This is a genomic window from Hyella patelloides LEGE 07179 (genome assembly GCF_900659865.1).
In the GTDB taxonomy this organism is placed as follows: domain Bacteria; phylum Cyanobacteriota; class Cyanobacteriia; order Cyanobacteriales; family Xenococcaceae; genus Hyella; species Hyella patelloides.
Genome location: NZ_LR213900.1, coordinates 1 through 18,802, shown reverse-complemented (window position 1 = coordinate 18,802; position 18,802 = coordinate 1). Strand labels below are relative to the sequence as shown.

17 protein-coding genes and 1 pseudogene are annotated in these 18,802 nt (G+C 37.9%); 7 read left to right on the top strand and 11 right to left on the bottom strand.

The genetic code is table 11. The features are described 5' to 3' along the window. Positions 1 to 502: 502 nt before the first annotated feature. Positions 503 to 1,624, top strand: a complete 1,122-nt coding sequence (locus H1P_RS19505) for an expansin EXLX1 family cellulose-binding protein (RefSeq protein WP_186376045.1) — start codon at positions 503 to 505, stop codon at positions 1,622 to 1,624. 327 nt (positions 1,625 to 1,951) lie between these two features. Here the strand turns inward: H1P_RS19505 and H1P_RS19500 are convergent, their stop codons facing one another. From H1P_RS19500 to H1P_RS19480, 5 genes are all read right to left on the bottom strand, one after another. After that, a complete protein-coding gene (locus H1P_RS19500; protein ID WP_144870444.1) occupies positions 1,952 to 2,575 on the bottom strand; it encodes an anthranilate synthase component II in 624 nt (207 codons plus the stop codon). A 45-nt stretch (positions 2,576 to 2,620) separates the two neighbouring features. Continuing rightward, positions 2,621 to 3,061, bottom strand: coding sequence for a diacylglycerol kinase family protein (locus H1P_RS19495; RefSeq protein ID WP_144870441.1), 441 nt, complete (start codon positions 3,059 to 3,061; stop codon positions 2,621 to 2,623). Between the two features lie 110 nt (positions 3,062 to 3,171). Beyond that, positions 3,172 to 3,690, bottom strand: coding sequence for an rRNA maturation RNase YbeY (ybeY, locus tag H1P_RS19490; protein WP_144870439.1), 519 nt, complete (start codon positions 3,688 to 3,690; stop codon positions 3,172 to 3,174). A 98-nt stretch (positions 3,691 to 3,788) separates the two neighbouring features. Then, positions 3,789 to 3,980 carry a DUF3285 domain-containing protein gene (locus tag H1P_RS19485; protein ID WP_144870437.1) on the bottom strand — a complete coding sequence of 64 codons (192 nt, stop codon included), beginning with the start codon at positions 3,978 to 3,980 and terminating at the stop codon, positions 3,789 to 3,791. Between the two features lie 55 nt (positions 3,981 to 4,035). Continuing rightward, positions 4,036 to 4,722, bottom strand: a complete 687-nt coding sequence (locus tag H1P_RS19480) for a diacylglycerol/polyprenol kinase family protein (protein WP_144870435.1) — start codon at positions 4,720 to 4,722, stop codon at positions 4,036 to 4,038. A 408-nt stretch (positions 4,723 to 5,130) separates the two neighbouring features. Here H1P_RS19480 and H1P_RS19470 point away from each other — a divergent pair, with 408 nt between their 5' ends. Genes H1P_RS19470 through H1P_RS19460 form a run of 3 tightly spaced genes read left to right on the top strand, consistent with a single transcriptional unit; the run spans position 5,131 to position 10,406 of the window. Then, entirely contained in the window at positions 5,131 to 6,162 is a 1,032-nt protein-coding gene (locus H1P_RS19470) for an ATP-binding protein (RefSeq protein WP_144870433.1), read from the top strand. Positions 6,163 to 6,192: 30 nt separating this feature from the next. Further along, a complete protein-coding gene (locus H1P_RS19465) occupies positions 6,193 to 8,778 on the top strand; it encodes a S8 family peptidase (RefSeq protein WP_144870430.1) in 2,586 nt (861 codons plus the stop codon). 32 nt (positions 8,779 to 8,810) lie between these two features. After that, positions 8,811 to 10,406 (top strand): cation:proton antiporter domain-containing protein, encoded by a 1,596-nt coding sequence (locus tag H1P_RS19460; protein ID WP_144870452.1) that lies wholly within the window; start codon positions 8,811 to 8,813, stop codon positions 10,404 to 10,406. 16 nt (positions 10,407 to 10,422) lie between these two features. Here the strand turns inward: H1P_RS19460 and H1P_RS19455 are convergent, their stop codons facing one another. Beyond that, positions 10,423 to 11,106, bottom strand: a complete 684-nt coding sequence (locus H1P_RS19455; protein ID WP_144870428.1) for a rhomboid family intramembrane serine protease — start codon at positions 11,104 to 11,106, stop codon at positions 10,423 to 10,425. A gap of 331 nt (positions 11,107 to 11,437) precedes the next feature. Here H1P_RS19455 and H1P_RS19450 point away from each other — a divergent pair, with 331 nt between their 5' ends. Both H1P_RS19450 and H1P_RS39430 read left to right on the top strand, forming a co-directional pair. Next, positions 11,438 to 11,872, top strand: a complete 435-nt coding sequence (locus H1P_RS19450; RefSeq protein WP_342799605.1) for a Uma2 family endonuclease — start codon at positions 11,438 to 11,440, stop codon at positions 11,870 to 11,872. Further along, complete coding sequence (locus H1P_RS39430; RefSeq protein ID WP_342799604.1) at positions 11,851 to 12,063, top strand: Uma2 family endonuclease; 213 nt, start codon at positions 11,851 to 11,853, stop codon at positions 12,061 to 12,063. Before H1P_RS19450 ends, H1P_RS39430 begins: the two co-directional genes overlap by 22 nt. A gap of 3 nt (positions 12,064 to 12,066) precedes the next feature. Here H1P_RS39430 and H1P_RS19445 read toward each other — a convergent pair whose 3' ends face one another. The 5 genes from H1P_RS19445 to H1P_RS19425 form a co-directional block, all read right to left on the bottom strand. Then, a complete protein-coding gene (locus tag H1P_RS19445) occupies positions 12,067 to 13,665 on the bottom strand; it encodes an NAD(P)H-hydrate dehydratase (protein ID WP_144870426.1) in 1,599 nt (532 codons plus the stop codon). Between the two features lie 47 nt (positions 13,666 to 13,712). After that, positions 13,713 to 14,381: a deoxyribose-phosphate aldolase gene (gene deoC, locus H1P_RS19440; protein ID WP_144870423.1), complete on the bottom strand. Its 669-nt coding sequence runs from the start codon at positions 14,379 to 14,381 to the stop codon at positions 13,713 to 13,715. A gap of 186 nt (positions 14,382 to 14,567) precedes the next feature. Next, positions 14,568 to 15,557: an FAD-dependent oxidoreductase gene (locus H1P_RS19435; RefSeq protein ID WP_144870421.1), complete on the bottom strand. Its 990-nt coding sequence runs from the start codon at positions 15,555 to 15,557 to the stop codon at positions 14,568 to 14,570. 497 nt (positions 15,558 to 16,054) lie between these two features. Further along, positions 16,055 to 17,482 carry a phosphoglucosamine mutase gene (gene glmM / locus H1P_RS19430; protein WP_144870450.1) on the bottom strand — a complete coding sequence of 476 codons (1,428 nt, stop codon included), beginning with the start codon at positions 17,480 to 17,482 and terminating at the stop codon, positions 16,055 to 16,057. Positions 17,483 to 17,901: 419 nt separating this feature from the next. Then, entirely contained in the window at positions 17,902 to 18,531 is a 630-nt protein-coding gene (locus H1P_RS19425; protein WP_144870448.1) for a phosphoribosylanthranilate isomerase, read from the bottom strand. A gap of 136 nt (positions 18,532 to 18,667) precedes the next feature. Here H1P_RS19425 and H1P_RS38970 point away from each other — a divergent pair. Next, positions 18,668 to 18,802, top strand: a pseudogene (locus H1P_RS38970) (photosystem I reaction center subunit PsaK); the annotation flags it as partial.

Below are 18,802 nucleotides of genomic sequence, written 5' to 3'. Positions count from 1 at the left end.
CTCATGCCCCTGTGTCCTTGGGCAATGCTGAGCCCTCCTCTATGGGCAGGTTCCGGGCGGATTTTAACCAGAGAGTACGGTTTTCGAGCTCTTGCTTAGGTAGTCCAGGCTACCGGTCAAAGCCTGTTAACATGAATTCGAAGGTTTCACGGGTAGAGAACATTGAATTTTTGGAAAGTAAGCTAACGGTCAAGGAGACTTGTTAATGAAAGCGTTTCTTTAAAGCATTTTGGAATTGGAGGAAAATTACCAGAAATCAAGGGTTGAACCTTAGAGTTGGTTTTCAAAGGGCAGCGACAAATTTGGAACTTGGCTAATGCAATCGAAGAAGTTGCAAAATAGTGACCTAACTGATTTAGACACCAATTTTAAGGCAAACCAATCTGAGCTGATCTTAATGAATACACAGAACTTAGTCTCAAGACTCAACTAAACCGACCCGAATCCTGACCCGATCTGACCCGAATCCTGACCCCGATCCTGACCCCGATCCTGACCCCGCATCCGACCCGATCCCGACCCCGATCCCGACCCCGATCCCGACCCCGATCCCGACCCCGATCCTGGAAACTCCGAAGTAGATTTTGATATTACTAATGATTGGGGAAGTGGTTTCCAAGGAAACATCGATATTACTAATCAGAGTGACACTCCGCTCGAGGTCGAGACTCTTGAGTTTGAGTTTGAGGGCAAGATTACCCAAATGTGGAATGGAGAAATTGTCAGCCAGGATGGCAATACTTATGTGATTCGTCCTTTTGACTATAACGGCACAGTTGCTCCAGACCAAAAAGTTTCTATTGGTTTTCTTGGGGAAGGCTCTGTCTCAGATGAACCTAGTGTTTTTGAATTGAATGGAGAATTGGTGGATACATCAACACCAGACCCCGACCCTACACCAGTTTTGAGCGCACAGTTAGAAGCCAACCCCACACCAGTCTTGAGCGCACAGTTAGAAGCCAATAAAACTTATACAGGACTGGGAACTTACTATGGTGCAACAGGGGCTGGAAACTCTGGATATGACGTGGTGTCGCTAGATCAGCGAGGTAGAATTACTGCCATCAATCGCCAGCAGTGGAATAATTCTGAGGCAAGCGGTGCTTTCTTTGAGGTATCAGGCCCCTATCAAAGAGAAGGTCAAGCCGATCCGATCACAGTGATGGTAGTGGATCAAATGCCTGATAGAGACAATGGTCTAGACCTTAGTGAAGAAGCCTTTGCTCAGGTTGCCGAGCCGATTGAGGGAATTGTCGATCTTCAATATGGTTTGGTTAGTCCTCCTGATAACTTTGTCACGCCTTATGGCAACGAAATTGGAGACGGAATTATCGTCGATCGTCTAGCAGAAAGTAATCCTTATTGGCCAGCAGTCAGACTCACAAACCACCGCAATCCAGTTCAAGAAGTCGCTCTAGTTACTGAAGATGGTGAGACAGTTCCCCTGGAGCGGAAAGGTCATAACATCTTTGTTTTAGAAGAAGGAATTGGTGAACCAATCAATGGCAATCAAGATTTTGTAACCACTGATATATTTGGTCAACAGGTTACTTTGAATGATATCAATATCACTGGTGGCACTGGTGAAGATGTCACTACTGGTGAGCAGTTTCCCATAGTCTAGGGAAGCTGTTGCTGTCCCAATATTTAATCTGATATCTGGTAATAACTTGATACTTTTTTGATATCGGATCCCCATAGATATTAGTCTTAATTTCGTCTAATTCTTGGCATTAAACAAGGTAAAAATTTAACAATTTTCGTGATAGCAAAGATTAGGAATCTGATGACTACAGCGATCGCATTTTTAGGTAAAGTTAAGGTAAAAAAAATAATACCTTAAGTCCAACTTGTGGCAATTGCGGGTATAAATACCTTAAAGTCCACAAGCTCAACTTAAAGCAATCCCTAAACATAGTGCTAATAATATCTAATTACTACACTTTGAGGGTTAAACGCACTCTGCGAGAGTCTCTTGAGGTTGTGGTTGGAGAGATTCTAAGAAATTGCGTAATAACTGTTTTCCAGAGTTAGTCAGAATACTTTCTGGGTGAAATTGAACTCCTTGAATGTGAGGATAGTCTCGATGACGCACGCCCATAATCGTACCGTCTTCTACCCAAGCGGTGATTTCTAAAGTTTCTGGAATGGTTTCTTTTTCGATTACTAGGCTGTGGTAGCGAGTTGCAGTGAAAGGAGAGTTAAGATTTTTGAATACCCCAACATTTTTATGATGTATTTCCGAGGTTTTACCATGCATCAAAATGGGTGCAGAAATAATTTTACCCCCGAATACTTGTCCAATACTTTGATGTCCTAAACAGACTCCTAAAATGGGAATCTGACTACCCAATGTAGCAATTAATTCTGAAGAAATTCCTGCATCTTCAGGACGACCAGGGCCAGGAGATATTAAAATCCCATCAGGCTTTAGTTGGCGTACAGTGTCAAGATCGATTTTGTCATTACGATATACCTGTATTTCGGCGGCTAAAGGTAATTCCTGCCCTAATTCTCCGAGATACTGTACTAAGTTGTAGGTAAAACTGTCGTAGTTATCAATAACGATGATCAAAATAAAATCCTTTAAGTTGGTTTAACTATCAATTATTTTGGTTATTTAGTAAGCTAAGATGATTAATCTTAGTACGGGAGGAAGTAAAATCCAGACTGCTACTATTAAAGCTGCGATCGCTGATAGTAAAACTGCACCAGCAGCACAGTCTTTAGCTATTTTAGCGAGTTCGTGGTAAGTCTGTTTGACTGTTAGATCGACTACTGCTTCGATAGCTGTATTGAGCAATTCTAAGACCATTACAATAGCGCAAGTCAGGGTAATAACTGCCATTTCCACTGCACTAATGTTTAAGAATAAACCTAAACTGACTGCTAAAGTACCAATTACTGTATGAATCCGAAAGTTTCTTTGAGTACTAAATGCATAGGATACACCAGCCCAAGCATATTTAAAGCTTAAAACTAAGTTAGGAGCGACTTTCCAGGCTAGATCGCGTAACTCAAGATTTTGGTTTCTGGTTTTAGTATTGGTAGATTCTGTCATAATTTAAAACTAGCTTTATGTCTAGATTGTTTAGTTTCGTTGCACTGCCCGCTATCTTAACTCAGGATAATTTAGGAGCAAGAAGCAAGTATAGAATACAAAGAGGTATTTTAATCAGTAATTTCTACTAATTTCAGTAAAATTGCTTGCTTTTGCCACATTTTCTTTAAACTATAATCATCAGGATGATCCCAGCCTAAAAGATGCAATAAGCCATGACTGGCAAGCCAAGCTATTTCTGTGACTGGGGAATGATGTTGCTCCTTTGCTTGTCGGTAAGCTGTATCCAAAGAAATCACAATATCTCCTAAATATAAAAATTCAGTAAGCTCTAGAGGGGAAACTACTTCACTTTCCAAAGCTGCGAAGGCGAGAACATCTGTAGGTTGGTTTTTCTGCCGATATTGATTGTTAAAGGTAGCTATTTCCCGATCGCTGGTAAAGCGTAAACTGAGTTCATAACCATTAGCCTGGGGTAGACTATCATCTAGGGCATTAAGCCAAGTATCAAACCATTCTGACAAAGGAATGGTATCGATCCCAGCCAAATCTATGGCATTGTTGTTATTTTTACTACTTAAGTAGTAGTTGTTTTCAATGTGAATTTCTGTTGTTATTTTAGTTACCATAGATAAAGAGATGGGATTGCCTCATTATATAGTGAGATAATTCTATGGATAAAACTGCTATCTAACCTATGTTTTAGCTGAAATATCTCAAATAAGCATTATGGTTTGGTTAAATAAGATAAACCAATCAAGACTGTAAATAAGCCAATCATGGTTAAGATGAAATGCCTTATAGACTTACCTCCTTTACGTACCATATTACGCATTGCTAGTTTTACGTAACTATCTGTAGGTTTAGGCTCTGAGGAAGATGCAGCTAGTGGTTCTACGGTTTCCGTGGGTTTAGTCATAATGTTACGAATTTATGAGATTTTTACTCTTCGTTAAGTATTATATAGGTAATTATTACAGCATTTGATAGCAACCGTAACAAATCAGTCCGCTAGCCAAGGGAACAGTCAAATTATCAATACCTAATTTGGAAAAAGCTTCTAAGGCTGTGGCAATTATGGCAATCAACCCCGCAATTAACCAAGTTTGTGCCGAATTACCTTGAGAAAATAGTAATACGGTACTGGTTACGATAAAAGTAGCGATCGCCATAGCCGTTGAACCCTCCCAGCTTTTATTGATATCAAATACTCTATAAGTATGTTTCCCAAAACGTTGACCTATAATAGCAGCCATCCCGTCACCCCATGCCATTACTAAAATACCGATAGCGGTATATTGGGGGTAATCTTTCCAAAAGGCTTGAGCTAGCACGCCAATACTGACAGCATAAAACAGCGTACCTAAGCTTTTACGCCCCACACTGTTAATACTGGGTAAAATAGGGGTAAAATAAGATGTCAGGGCAATTATAGAGGCGATAACCGCAGCAGCCACAATAACCTTTGCCTCAATATTGAGCCACCATGCGAGTAAAATCACATTACCGCTACCTATGTGTACTACTTTTCTAGTTAATTCTGGATCGTCGTTAATAAAACGATTTAGAGCTTCGGCGATGGTAACTAAAATTGTTAGATAGATAAAAATGATTATTAAAGGATAAAAAAGTTGCGGAATAGACTCACTAAGATAAGTCATTATGAAATACTTTATTTAGAGTTTTTCTTAATTTACCAGATAACGATTTCTCCCTCTAATAACTCTACTGGTTTTCTTTCCAGTACTTCTGTTGCTACTAAATTGTGCCATTCTACGATCGACCATTTATAAGTAGTAGTCATGAAACTTGTAATTTTTTTAATCACTTATATTTTGAAATACTGATATGCTATCGTAAGTTACTTAGTCTATAATTTTATGTCTCTGAAAGTAATAGCGATCGCCAAATTTCTTTTTTCTTAACCAAGATTAGATAAAGACTATCTGTTTTAGAAATTTTCAGAGTTTTAAGATTTCCGCAAACTCTCTTATTTTGTGGTCAAATATAGATTAGTATATAAGTATGTCTAATTGACTTTTTAGACAACACAGTAAATTCCAGTTTAGATGAAAGGTGAGCTTCTAAAAAGATTATTCAGAGCGATCGCAAGTGATGACCAAAGTGCGATTGATAAACTCACATATCTAGTAATAGAAGATGAGCGTAAAAAAGGACATACGCTTTTAGCCAATCAACTAGAAAACATAACCCAAAAGAGTACTAAAAGTAGCTCTATTGTTAACAATCGTTCATTATCTTCAAAATCTTCTCATAATGGCAATGAAGTTGTTAAAGATTCAGGAATAGAAAATTTAAGCGTTTTACCTACTAGCACCCGACTTAACACGCCTTTAGTTAATTTTATTCCCAGAGAAAAACTCAGACATCATATGATACTACCTTACTCGGTAGAAAAGCGTTTTCAGAGAATAGAAAAAGAATACGCAGCAAGAGACAGATTAGCTCATCATGGATTACGCTATAGACAAAAAATTCTCTTGTTTGGTATTCCAGGTTGCGGAAAAACTATGGGAGCAGAACGTTTAGCTTGGAATACGGGTTTATCTTTACTTAAAGTTCGCTTTGATGCAATGATTTCTTCTTATTTAGGAGAAACTGCAATTAATTTAAGATTAGTATTTGAGCTTGCAAATAAAAATCCTTGTTTACTGTTTTTTGATGAATGCGATTCCATTGCAAAATCCAGAGAAGATACACAAGAAGTAGGAGAAATTAAGCGAGTAGTTAATACTTTCCTTCAAATACTAGATGAGTATGAATCCAATTCTGGGCTTTTAGTAGCAGCAACTAATTTGAATAAAACTCTTGATAATGCTTTATGGAGACGTTTCGATGATGTAATTGAAGTCCCACCTCCAGGGAAAAAAGAGTTAGAATCGATAGTTAGACAAACTCTGTCGGCGATAGAAGTAGGCTCGATTAACTGGCAGTTTATTATTCAACAAATGGAAAGTTTTTCGGCTGCACAAGCGGTCAGAGTCGCTCAAGACGCAGCTAAACAAGCTATCTTAGATCGTGAAGAGTTAGTTATTCAGGAACACTTAGAAGAAGCAATTGAAGAAATCAAAGTTTCCTGAAGTTAATTATCTTTAATTACAGGAAGTTTAATGGTTGAAAATTCAAAGCAATTCCCTCATATTCAATTGAAGCTTACAAAAGAAGGAACTGCAATATTATATGGAGGAGGAAACAAAAAAACAAATCCCATAACAGCAAGTAATAAAGATAATCGCTGGGGACATGGAAATAAATTAAAAAGTTCTGTTTCTTCTATTGTTGCAGATTGGAAATCTTCCATAGAAAAAAGAGAAGAAGAGGAAAAACCAGAGCTTCCTAATGCAAGACGTATTATTTTAAAAGTCGATCCAGATTCTTTCGATCCAGATAAACTTAGAGGTTATGGCATAGAAGTTATTGGCGATCTTGAAGATGGTTATATTATCGGTGCATCAGCAGATTTAGAATTAACAAAATTAGAACAAAAAATTCAACAATTTATTCAAGAAAAAAGAGGTGGTGGATCGATATCTGAAATCTGGGAAATATTTGAAGGATATCAAAAAATAGAATCAATTCTTTCGCCCGAACTGTTAGCACATTGGGATGAGGTTCAAGATGAGCAGACTTATACAATTGATATTGGAGTAGCCTGTATTGGAGATAAAGTAAAATTATCCGACTGTCCAACTAAGAAAGACGACGAAACTGTAGATAGCTATAATCAAAAACTAAACAAGTGGAGAAATAAACGAGATACTACTTATCAAGAGTGGGATAATTTAAAATCTCAAAGAGAAGATGAGCTAACACAATTTGTTGTTAATTACCAAGGTCAAATTTTATCCATTATTGATGGAGATACTCCAAAGTTTATTGAGTTACCAGATAGTTTTTCTTGCCGTATTCAAATCTCAGGAAAAGGATTAAAAGATTTGGTTTTTAACTTTCCTTATATCTTTGAGGTTTCTGAACCAGATGAATTCGCAGAACTGATTCAAAATCAAATTTCATCAGAGTCAACAGAAACAACGTTTGAATTACAACCCCCTAAGAGTAATGCACCGAATATCTGCGTGATTGATAGTGGAATTCAAGAAAGACACCCTTTATTAAAGTCAGCAATAGATTCAAATAGTTCTACTTGTTGGATTTCAGAAGAAAGCGATAATACTGCTGATTATGTTGATAATGGCGGACATGGAACCAGAGTAGCTGGTGCGATACTTTATCCTAGAAATATTCCTCGTACTGGACAACAACAAGCAATTTGTTGGTTACAAAATGCCAGAGTTTTAGATGCAGATTGCCATTTACCCGAACAATTGTTTCCTCCAGATTGTCTAAAGGAAATAGTCAATCTTTATTTCAAACAACATAATACTCGAATTTTTAATCATTCGATAACGGGTATTGTTCCTTGTCGAACTCGTTATATGAGTGCTTGGGCTGCTACTATAGATGAATTAACTTATCAAAATGATATTCTTTTTATTGTTTCTGCGGGAAATTTACCGTTAAATTCCAAAATTGGATATACCAGATTGTCCGTTACAGATCATCTTCAAGCTAACCGTTTATATCCCAATTATTTATTAGAAGATTCTTGTAGAATTGCTAATCCAGCCCAAAGTTTTCAAGCATTAACTGTTGGTTCGGTAGCATCTACTTATTATAATAATCCACCTCTTACTTCTCTTGCAAAAACAGATAAAGCATCAGCCTTTTCTTGTACTGGTTTAGGTATCTGGGAAACAATTAAACCCGAAGTTGTTGAATATGGAGGTGATGTAGTTACAGATAATAATAATCCTCCTAGTTTGACTTGTCCTGAAGCAGTATGTCCTGAATTAGTGCGCTCGACTTTGAATGGAGGATACGCTGTAGCTTCTGATAATATTGGGACTTCTTTTGCAACGCCAAAAGTTACTCATATTGCTGCTTGTTTAGCTGCTGAATTTCCCTACGAAAGTTGTTTGTTATATCGCGCTTTAATTGTGCAATCAGCGAGATTACCAGAGTGGACAAAACAAAGTGATGTCAATCTATTTCATGCTATTCGTACTATTGGTTATGGTATTCCTGATTTAGAAAGAGCTATTAGAAATATAGATAATAGAATTACTTTAATCACTAGAGGAGAAAGAAAAATTAAAGCAAGACAAGCTCATATTTATCAAGTTCCGCTACCACGAGAGCTTATTTCTCAAGGAGAAGATATAGATATTTTATTAGAAATAACCTTATCTTACAAAGCTCAACCTCGTAGAACTAGACGTAATAGAAGAAGATATCTTTCTACTTGGCTTGATTGGGATTGTAGCAAAAAAGGAGAAGACCCAGATTATTTTCTTAATAGAATACTCAAAGAATATGATGCACCTGAAAATGCAGAAAAGGGTGAAGGTATTTTTACTTGGAATCTGGGGAAACAGAAAAATCATAAAACAATCAAAGAAATTTCTAGAAGCGCAGGAACTCTACAAAAAGACTGGACTGTTGTAAAATCCTATGAACTAAAAGAGGCTTTTTGTATTGCGGTTGTTGGTCATGAAGGCTGGAACAATAATCCAGATACGTCTGTTCCTTATTCTTTAGTGGTCAGTTTTGAAGCAATTAATGCAGAAATTCCTGTTTATTCACCAATGGTACAAGCACAAATTGAATTAGAAGTTAAAGAACAAGTACAAGTTTAACTATCTGATAAAAAATTTATTGGAAAATAATGATCTTATTCAGCATCGTCCTAATACTATTATTAGGATTTTTTAGTGGTCAAATAGCACAAAGAATCGGCGCACCTCCCTTGATGGGGATGATTATAGTTGGCATATTATTAGGCTCAGAAGTTAGTAACTTAATCGATTCTGGGGTTATAGAGTTAGCTGATGAATTACGCACTATTGCAGTAATGGTAATTTTAATGCGAGCAGGATTGGGGCTAGATCGAGATAAATTAATCAAACAGGGTAATGTTGCTCTGCGATTAGGGATTTTACCCGCTATTACTGAAATGCTAGTAGTTGCAGTTGTCGCAGTATGGCTATTTCAATTTAATTTTGTCACGGGTTTACTATTAGGCTGTGTTGTTAGTGCAGAGTCTCCTGCGGTAATTGTCCCAGGAATGCTAAGACTCAAAAATTTGGGTTGGGGTGTGACAAAAGGAATTCCCGATGCTATTTTAACTGGAAGTGCTTTATCTGATGTTTTGATATTGCTGTTATTTAGTTTGTTGCTCAATTTTTTGGGACAATCTGCTATCAATAGTAATGCTTTGTGGTTACTTCCTTTACAAGTAATTAGTCAAGTTATTTTAGGAGTAATTATCGGTTATTTAGCAGCCAAGTTAATTGTGTGGTTTGTAGTTAAGCAGCAATGGACACAAAACACGGTACAAAATACTTTAATTGTTGCTAGCCTGGCTTTACTAATAGTTGTTTTGGCTAAAGAATATCCTTATTTTTCTGGTTATTTATCTGCGATGGCAATGGGTTTTTTCTTGATTGAATTTAGTCCTCCTTTAGCGAGAAAGTTACGCACAGAATTTAATCATCTTTGGATTGCTGCTGAGATTATTTTATTTGTCTTGATGGGAGCAACAATTCAGCTTAAAGTTTTAGAAAATGTGTTACTTTCAGGAATTTTATTGTTAGTTATTGGTTTGGTTTTTGGACGTACTATTGGGTGGTATTTAGCAACTGTGGGTAGTAATTGGCATTGGCGCGAGAAATTATTTTTATTACCAGGAAACTCGGCTAAAGCCACAGTCCAAGCAGCTATTGGCGCAATTCCCCTTAGTCAAGGTATACCAGGAGGAGAAATTATTTTAGCTGTTGCAGCTTTATCTATTTTGATTACTGCACCTCTAGGAGCGTGGGCGATTCCTACTTTTGCTCCTAAACTATTAACAAAAAATCCTGTAGACCCTACTAAAACTAATATTACAACTAAGACTATTTTACTTGCTGCGATCGATACTTCTGATATAGCAATTCAAGTCTTAACTAAAGTAGGAGATTTAGCAAGACGTAGTAATGGAGAAATTATAGTAGTTCATGTCAAAAATAATTCTTCAGAATTAGAAATTATTAACTTACAAAAATTAACCAATAAATTACTATTAGATATTCCTCATCAATTTATTACTATTAATGGTTCAATACCAGAAGAAATTATTACATTAGCTCAAGAGTATCAAGTAACAGATATTGTAATGGGACAAACAGGACACCAATTACCAGAAAAAATTTTACTTGGTTCTGTCTCTCAAGCTGTTTTAGAAACCAGTTCTATTCCTGTAATATTAGTTAGTAATCAAAAGTAGAATTGCTTATACAAGCTCATCTACGACGATCGCTCATTAATCCCATAATAGGCCCTACAATAGCACCAAACACAAAACCTCCTGCGTGCGCCCAATAAGCTACACCACCCTCAGCACTTACTCCAATAGAGGCTACACTACTTATTGCTTGCTGCACAAACCAGAAACCTAAGAAGAAGAAAGCAGGGATTCTAATAGTGGTAAAGATAATGCCCAGAGGTAGTAGAGTGACAATTTTGGCTTTAGGATATTTTAGTATATATGCGCCCATTACTCCAGCGATCGCTCCAGAAGCCCCTACGGTAGGTACAAGAGAACTCATATCAAAGAACCAGTGAGTTAAACCAGCTAAAACACCGCAAATCAGGTAAAACAGCAAGAATTTAATATGACCAAGACTATCTTCAATATTATTGCCAAATGTCCACAAGAAAAGCATATTAAACCCAATATGCATAAACCCCCCATGAAGAAACTGGGAGGTAACTAAAGTTGCGATTTCTGGAACAGATTGATCTGGTGGTGTTCCCGCAAAACTAGCACTTAACTCTTGAGGAATTACCGCATAAAGTCGAAAAAAGTTTTCTAATTGCACTCCTAAAGACATTTCATGGAGAAAAACCACCACATTGATTGCAATTAAAGCATAAACAACTATCGGAGTCGTGTAAGTAGGATTCTCATCCTTTAAAGGTATCATTGATATAACAATTATTAGTTAGTTAGATGAATTACACTTTATCGAGTTAGGCAAAAGGAGATAGAAAACAGGGCAAGCTCATCTAATTTTATATAATAGTACTTGACGAGCGACCTTGGCACGAGGCTTATCCTTATTATCCCGCCCTGACGGGACGAATGGGAAAAACCTTAGCCTAAGAATGCGCGATTCATAACAAAAAAAAGAAGGCAAAATAAAAACCATATAGTGAGTAATTCTTAATTAAAGTAGGATAAACAATACCTACCTTCCTGAAGATAAATAACTGAGCTAATTATATAATTTGAGGACAAAACTCTATTCAATAAAAATGAATTATACAATCGATCTTCATCCATTGACTGATTCAATTAGCGATCGTGATTTAGAACTATTATCTGCTAAAAATCCCGATCTGAAATTTGAAACTGATGCCAACGGTAAACTAATTGTTATGCCACCAACAGGAAGTGAAAACGGAAAAATTAACGGAAACTTGTTTTTTCAAGTTGAACTATGGAATTATCAAAATAAATTAGGAGTTACATTTGATTCTTCCACAGGTTTTAAATTATCCAATGGCGCAGTGCGTTCTCCTGATGTAAGTTGGATTGCAATTAATAGATGGAATTATTTAACCGCGAAACAGAAACGAGGTTTTGCACCTATCGATCCTGATTTTGCCATTGAGCTTCTTGGTGCGCGTTCCGACAGCACGAGGAAACCTCAGCAGGGTCGCACCGCATGTCTCCAACAGATGATTTGAGAGAACTACAGCAAAAAATGATTGAGTATTTAAACTGTGGAGTCAAACTAGGTTGGTTAATTAATCCTGATGAAAAGCAAGTAGAAATTTATCGCATAAATCAAAAAGCAGAAGTTATGGACTGTCCTAATAATTTATCTGGTGAAAATATTTTACCTAATTTGATTGTAGATTTATCTGATATTTTATAGTTGTCAGTTATTACCCCAAACTAAAGATAAATAACTCGATAAAGTAAAAGCATCTACGCCTAATTCTGTTCTTTCTTTTGCTGCTTTAATACCAGCTTGAGCGTGCCAATAGGCTGCCAGTGCTACAGTATTAAATGTATTTTGTAAGTTTCCCTTTTGTTGAGCAATTAAACCACTAAGTAAACCAGTTAAAACATCTCCGCTACCGCCTCTTGCTAAAGCTGATGTACTTTCAGGAACTACCCAAACAGAATTATTTGGGTGAGCAATAACAGTTTTTGCGCCTTTTAATAAGACCATAGAATTACTATTTTGGGCTGCTTGTTGTACTGCTCTTATGCGCTCTTTTTCGGGATGGTTAATATCGGGAAAGAGGCGTTTAAATTCTCCTAAATGTGGTGTCATAATTGTAATTCCCGCTCTAGATTGCCAAATATTTGGCATCTTATTAGCTGCTAGTTTAGCTACTATATTTAACGCATCTGCATCCAGAATCAAAGGACAACTTAAATTAATAATTCTTTCGATAATCGGTTGAGCTTCAACCGTCAAACCAGAACCGCTACCGATGGTATCAAATTTGGCTAATTCAGCATCAGACAAGGGTAAAGATGCAATTGCACCCGATGGAGTTTCGGGACATCCGATAATTAAAGCCTCTGGTAATTGAGATATTAGTAAATGTCTTAAAGATTCAGGTACAGCCACCGATAGCATTCCCACACCACTAGCCCTTGCGCCTAATGCATTTAAGATAGCTGCACCTGGGTATCGACGAGAACCACATATTAGTAATAAGCTTCCCTGTTGATACTTATGGGTAACTTGAGGGCGAGGCAAAGGTAAAAACTGCTTTGCTAGTTGGGGTGTAATTTGTTGAATTAAGTTATTTTCAGGTATAATTGCTTTAATATCAGCTTCAGGAATCCCAAAGTCTAGTTTGAGTGCTTTTCCAATGTATTCTACTCCTTGTTCTTGAAAAAAGGCTTGTTTCCACAAACCCAAACAAAGAGTGTGAGTTGCTTTAACTGCTGTACCCAATACTTCTCCTGTATCAGTATGAATACCAGAAGGAAGATCGATACTAACTACAGCTTTACCCCAATTATTGAGTCTATCTACTGCCTCAGCTATTTTACCATCAAGCGATAGCGTCAAACCAAAACCAAATAAACCGTCAATAATTAATTCACACTCACTTAAAATATCAATCTCTTCACCAAAAGGAATACCTAAACTAGCGACATACTGTGCATGGGAAGCGGTTAATTCTTTAAGCTTAGTTATGGGGCGATAAACCTTAACTTGATAACCAGCTAAATGTAATTCGCGGGCGACTACTAAAGCATCTCCTCCATTATGTCCTGGCCCCACTATGATACCAACATGGGAAACTTTCGGCTTAGGATAAAGAATTTGAATCTGCTTAAAACACAATCCCGCAGCTTTTTCCATTAAAGCAGGTACGGGCATTCCCCGAGCGAAAATCCGCCCTTCAATATCCCGCATCTGTTGTGCAGAAACAACTATTGTGTCTTTAATGTTTATTCGAGGGCGTAGGTTTCCTTGCGCCCCTACCTTTATGTTATGTTCATTCCTCATAATTCATCCTTCATCCCTCACTTGCTACTTGCTACTGGAAAACTTCTTCATCCTTCTTTCTGTTGTCTCACCAAATCCACTCCACGAGATGTACCCAGACGAGTTGCACCAGCTTCAATAAGGGCGATCGCTTGTTCTACTGTGCGAATTCCTCCAGAGGCTTTAATCCCTACCTTTCCGCGAGAAACTTCTTTTAATAGTTTAATATCTTTTACTGTTGCACCCCCAAACCATCCTGTACTGGTTTTAAGATAAGATACCCCTGCATCGAGACATATTTCTGCTGCGAGTCTTTTTTCTTCGTCAGTAAGTACAGTAGTTTCTAAAATTGCTTTCACAGTTTGCCCTGTTTCTTCGCATATGGAGGCAATTTCTTGGTATATTAACTCTGATTGTCTTGATTTGATCCATCCTAGGTTCATTACAACATCTAACTCTGTTGCACCGTTTTCGGCTGCTTCTTGTGCTTCATAAAGTTTGACTGCGGGGGTATTTGCACCTGTGGGAAAGCCAATGACAGTGCAAACAGCTATTTTATGATTGTGGAGTAATTCGGTTGCTTGTTGGACAGCGTAAGGATATATACATACCGCAGGAAAGTTATATTTAATTGCATCGCGACAACATTTTTGAATTTCTTCAGGAGTCGCAGAGGGTTTTAATAAGGTGTGATCGATATAGTCTGCGAGGTTAATTTCTGAGGTGGTAGTCCGCATAGTTATTAACAAAGGTTAATTACTTACTTATCTTAGTTCCTGTCTTGCGGATTGCGAAGCTGTTTGCAAGTTTAGCGATCGCTTTTATCTTTAAGATAACTGAATCGCTATCTGTTTTCCAATAGCACTTTAAAAAACACTTTGGGAGCAAACAAAGCTGTCGGCTGCTTGAGCATATGGGCGACTTCAATAAATGTCTGATATACAACCCATAACTAGAAAATTTTCGGGAAAACGTCGCAATTTCTCGTAGTGAAGAAGACGATTTTCTGTTCTCCGATAGCCGTAAATTGGTGATTTGGGTCGTGCATTTTTGATTGTTTCGTAAATCTCGCTACTACGCAAGCTGCGAGCAAATTCGAGGAAACCATCTTCATCTGTTGGTGGATAATCTTTACCAATTCCCGCCAGTGTCACAATCCAATTTTGGTTTTCTACAGGATAAAGCACGCCTCCACGTTGGCAATTTTGAGGCTTCGCTTTTAATACTACTCCCTGAAAAGGTGCGGTAAATTCTGGTGCTTTTTGATACCAGCGACTTGCATAACCCAGAAAAGAGTTAATGACTGTCTCTTGCGGTTTTTGATAGCCTAAGCTTTCGAGCCATTTTGGTGTTTGAGAATTTCGTCCACTAGCATCTACCACCAACCGAGCGGATAATTTTAATTCGCGATTTTGCCGATCTTTTACTTTCACCCCAGTAATGCTTTTATTATCGTTACCGAGGGATAATCCAACTGCCTGATGAGCTTCTAAAAATTCTAAATTGCGATATTTTCTTAGTCTTTGACGAATAGCATTTTCTAGTAAATTTCTGCTACAGGTAATCATCGTCATTCCTGAATCGTAATTAGGTGCCCAACCGTCGGCAAATAAGTATCGCCAATCTGCCACCACATCCGTTTCTAAAGCACCATTCTCAATCAACTCAGTACTCAAGCCTGGGAATAGTTGTTCTAAAATTTCTTGACCTTTAGTAAGCAAGGCGTGAACGTGAAGTGATTGAGGCACGCCTTGGCGAAATTCTGGTTTCCCTGTAAAGAGATCGCGTTCTAGAATTATTACTCGGTCGAAATGATCGATTAAAACTCTTGCAGCTATCAATCCAGTAATACTTCCACCAATGACAATTGCCGAGTGACTTTCTTCTGTCGGCACGTTGGTTATTCGGTACATATTTATCTAATTTATAATTGCTTGTTAACTATCTGTTGCCATTCATGTTATCTTCAGTCCAGTCTAGTAATTCTTAAAGCAATTGTAAGAGTTGCGCTAATAGCTCGCCTATCAAGCTAGCCGAAACTCTCCCTAGTTTTACCCCTAGTTAGATTAAGAAAAGGTAGTTTAATTTTAGAAATAGTTAAAGCCTCAAATTCTGAAAAAACAATTGAGGTGATTCAACATTATAGTTTTGGTGTAGATTTGCTTTTAGTGAACTCTAATAACTAATTAATTATTGCGATCGCTATTTGTCGTGGAATTCTTCAAGAGGCTCAAACTATTGCTCTGCTATAATTATAAATTATTGTAGATGTTTATTCAGGTAAGGGTTTGACCGTCTTTCGTCCTCCTCCGAACAAGGAAAACCTTTGTATAAGCCTTCTTCCTTTGCAATCCTCTTTCTGGAAGCGACAGTGTCAAACCCCTATAAATACATCAATCTTGATAATGGTTTAAACTGCTAAATTTGTTTCCACTACTCTGACTAATTGATCCGTCCAATGATTAGTTAATTCTTGGTTGATAGCCTCTACCATAACCCTAATAACAGGTTCTGTACCTGATGCACGAACTAAGATTCTGCCTTCATTACCCATTGCGGTTTCAGCTTGAGAGATCGCCTTCTGGATTAGTTCGCATTCTTGCCATTGACTGCGTTTTTCTCGGCATTCTACCCTGACGTTACGCAAGATTTGGGGATAGGTTTGGAAACTACTATTAACTAGCTGAGTCAGGGATGCTCCAGATTGAGCGACTAGGGAGGCTAAATGGAGGGCGGTTTGAATACCATCTCCTGAAACACCATGATGATGACAAAGGATATGTCCTGATTGTTCTCCCCCTAACATTGCTCCTGTGCGCCACATTTCTGCTTGCACATGGCGATCGCCGACAGCGGTTCGGATAAGTTTGCCTCCTGTTTGTTGCCAAGCACGCTCAAAGCCTAAATTAGCCATTACAGTGGCAATAATGAGATCGTCAGGTAGTTCACCTTGTTCTTTAAGCTTATTGCCCCACAGGTAGAGAATATAGTCTCCATCTACCACTCTTCCCTGACAATCCACTGCCATGACTCGATCTGCATCTCCATCAAAAGCAAAGCCAAGATTTGCCTGATGTTCTAGCATTGCTTGACGCAGGGTATCAAGATGAGTTGAGCCACAGTTGACGTTAATCCGATCGCCATCGGGGAGTTGATGGAGTAAAATTACTTCTGCACCTAACTGTTCAAACATTACGGGGGCTAGATTAACTGATGCACCCCAAGCTAAATCGAGGACAATTTTCATTCCTTGAAAGTTTAAGTTCGGAATCAGCGATCGCTGTACCATAGCGGTATAGTTATCAATTAAACCAGGACGATAGTAATGTTTGCCCCATTGATTGGCAGTATCGGCACAATTGAAGTTATTGTAATTAGCTCTTAGTCTGGTTTCGATTTCTTGAGCCAAATTATCGGCGAGTTTAATGCCTTTGCTATTAAAAAATTTAATTCCGTTGTCTTCTGGAGGGTTATGACTAGCAGAAATCATAATTCCGCCAATAGCGTCGGTAGTGTTTGTCACCGCAGCCACACAGGGGGTAGGACATAAACCCAAGTGCCAAACTTCTAACCCCGCAGCCGTTAAACCAGAAGACATTGCCATTGCTAACATATCGCTGGAGTTACGGGAATCTTGTCCAATAACTACTGCACCACGCTCATTAGCTTGTTCTTGTAAAACTGTACCTACCCAATAACCTAATTGGAGAGCAAAATTAGCATTGAGTAATTCTCCTGCTTTACTCCGAATTCCGTCCGTACCAAAAAGCCTAGTTATCGGTAAAGTATTACTGTCTAATGAAAATTTTTCTAAAATTTGCTTACTCACACCACCAATACTCCTAAAGAATGTTAACTCGCACGTTTCAGGCGTGGGCGTTCGGTAAGTTCGCGTCTTTCGAGGAAAACTTAAAAAGGGGCTGACAAGGTTAGTCACGTAAATTCATAACACAGCCCCATAACGAACGTTCGCGCCGTAAAACAACTGCTTCCTTAGCTGAGATATCCTCGTGCCAAGGTCACTCGTTAATGATTAATGATTAATCATACATGAATGCCGAATTATGGCTTATTTTAGCTTGAGGCGATGAGTAGATTTACTTGATGTAATCAATCACCTCGATTTTACATGACGGGAGGAAATGCCGACGGTCAGTCGGCATATTCCACTCCCGTGTTGACGTAATTACCACCAAAATATGCCATAAAATTTAATTTTGGGTAAAACTTGGGATAAATTACGGAGTAAATTGTTATCTAATTAGTTAAAGTCTGAAACAATTGCGTAACTTTACTGAGGTCTTTGTCTCCTGGCGATCGCTCTATGCCACTGGATAAATCAATACCATCTGGTTTTAGTTGACTTAAGGCTTCTGTAACGTTTTGCGGGTTTAACCCTCCTGCTAACATCCAGGGTAAAGAAGGTTGAAACTGTTGCAAATCTAACCAGTTAAGGGTTTGTCCCGTACCACCTAGCATTTGAGGATGATAAGCATCTAATAATAAAGTATCTACGTATTCTGTGTAAGTAGTAGTTTCAGTGAGAGATTCTGGGGTTTTAACCCGAAAAGCTTTAATCAGTTCGATTTCTTGAGGTAATTGTTTTTTAAGTTGTTGGCAAAATTGAGGCGATTCTGCGCCGTGGAGTTGCACCCCTGTAATTCCTGTTATTTTTACTGTCTCGATAATTTCTGAGGCTTTGGCATTGGCAAATACGCCAATAGTGTCTACAAGAGAGGGCAAATCATCAATAATGGCTTTGATTTGTAATGGTGTAATATAGCGTGGCGATCTCTCAACACAAATAAATCCTAATGCTGTTGCTCCTAATTTAATAATTTCGTTACCTTGAGCCGATTTAGTAATACCGCATATTTTGATTCGCATTGAAGAATAACCCACTATTTATTCGTAAAACTTTGAATTACTGTTAATTATTAAAACGAAATTAGGTTTTTCACAGAGGGATTTTTATAATTCTGATAAACATAACTTTAAATTTAACGGAGTTAATCAAAAAAACATGGTTACAAATGTAGTATTTGCTCTACAGTATACTCCCTCCACTATCGATTGGAATCCTTCTGTAGCATTGGTAATGATTATGTGTAATCTATTTTCGATCGCTGTTGGTCGTTATGCAATTCAAAAATCAGGA

Coding starts and splice junctions, on each gene's coding strand:
- H1P_RS19495 (WP_144870441.1), bottom strand. CDS start 3,061: ATGACAGAATCTACCAATACTAAAACCAGAAACCAAAATCTTGAGTTA.
- ybeY (WP_144870439.1), bottom strand. CDS start 3,690: ATGGTAACTAAAATAACAACAGAAATTCACATTGAAAACAACTACTAC.
- H1P_RS19485 (WP_144870437.1), bottom strand. CDS start 3,980: ATGACTAAACCCACGGAAACCGTAGAACCACTAGCTGCATCTTCCTCA.
- H1P_RS19480 (WP_144870435.1), bottom strand. CDS start 4,722: ATGACTTATCTTAGTGAGTCTATTCCGCAACTTTTTTATCCTTTAATA.
- H1P_RS19470 (WP_144870433.1), top strand. CDS start 5,131: ATGAAAGGTGAGCTTCTAAAAAGATTATTCAGAGCGATCGCAAGTGAT.
- H1P_RS19465 (WP_144870430.1), top strand. CDS start 6,193: ATGGTTGAAAATTCAAAGCAATTCCCTCATATTCAATTGAAGCTTACA.
- H1P_RS19455 (WP_144870428.1), bottom strand. CDS start 11,106: ATGATACCTTTAAAGGATGAGAATCCTACTTACACGACTCCGATAGTT.
- H1P_RS19450 (WP_342799605.1), top strand. CDS start 11,438: ATGAATTATACAATCGATCTTCATCCATTGACTGATTCAATTAGCGAT.
- H1P_RS39430 (WP_342799604.1), top strand. CDS start 11,851: ATGTCTCCAACAGATGATTTGAGAGAACTACAGCAAAAAATGATTGAG.
- H1P_RS19445 (WP_144870426.1), bottom strand. CDS start 13,665: ATGAGGAATGAACATAACATAAAGGTAGGGGCGCAAGGAAACCTACGC.
- deoC (WP_144870423.1), bottom strand. CDS start 14,381: ATGCGGACTACCACCTCAGAAATTAACCTCGCAGACTATATCGATCAC.
- H1P_RS19435 (WP_144870421.1), bottom strand. CDS start 15,557: ATGTACCGAATAACCAACGTGCCGACAGAAGAAAGTCACTCGGCAATT.
- H1P_RS19425 (WP_144870448.1), bottom strand. CDS start 18,531: ATGCGAATCAAAATATGCGGTATTACTAAATCGGCTCAAGGTAACGAA.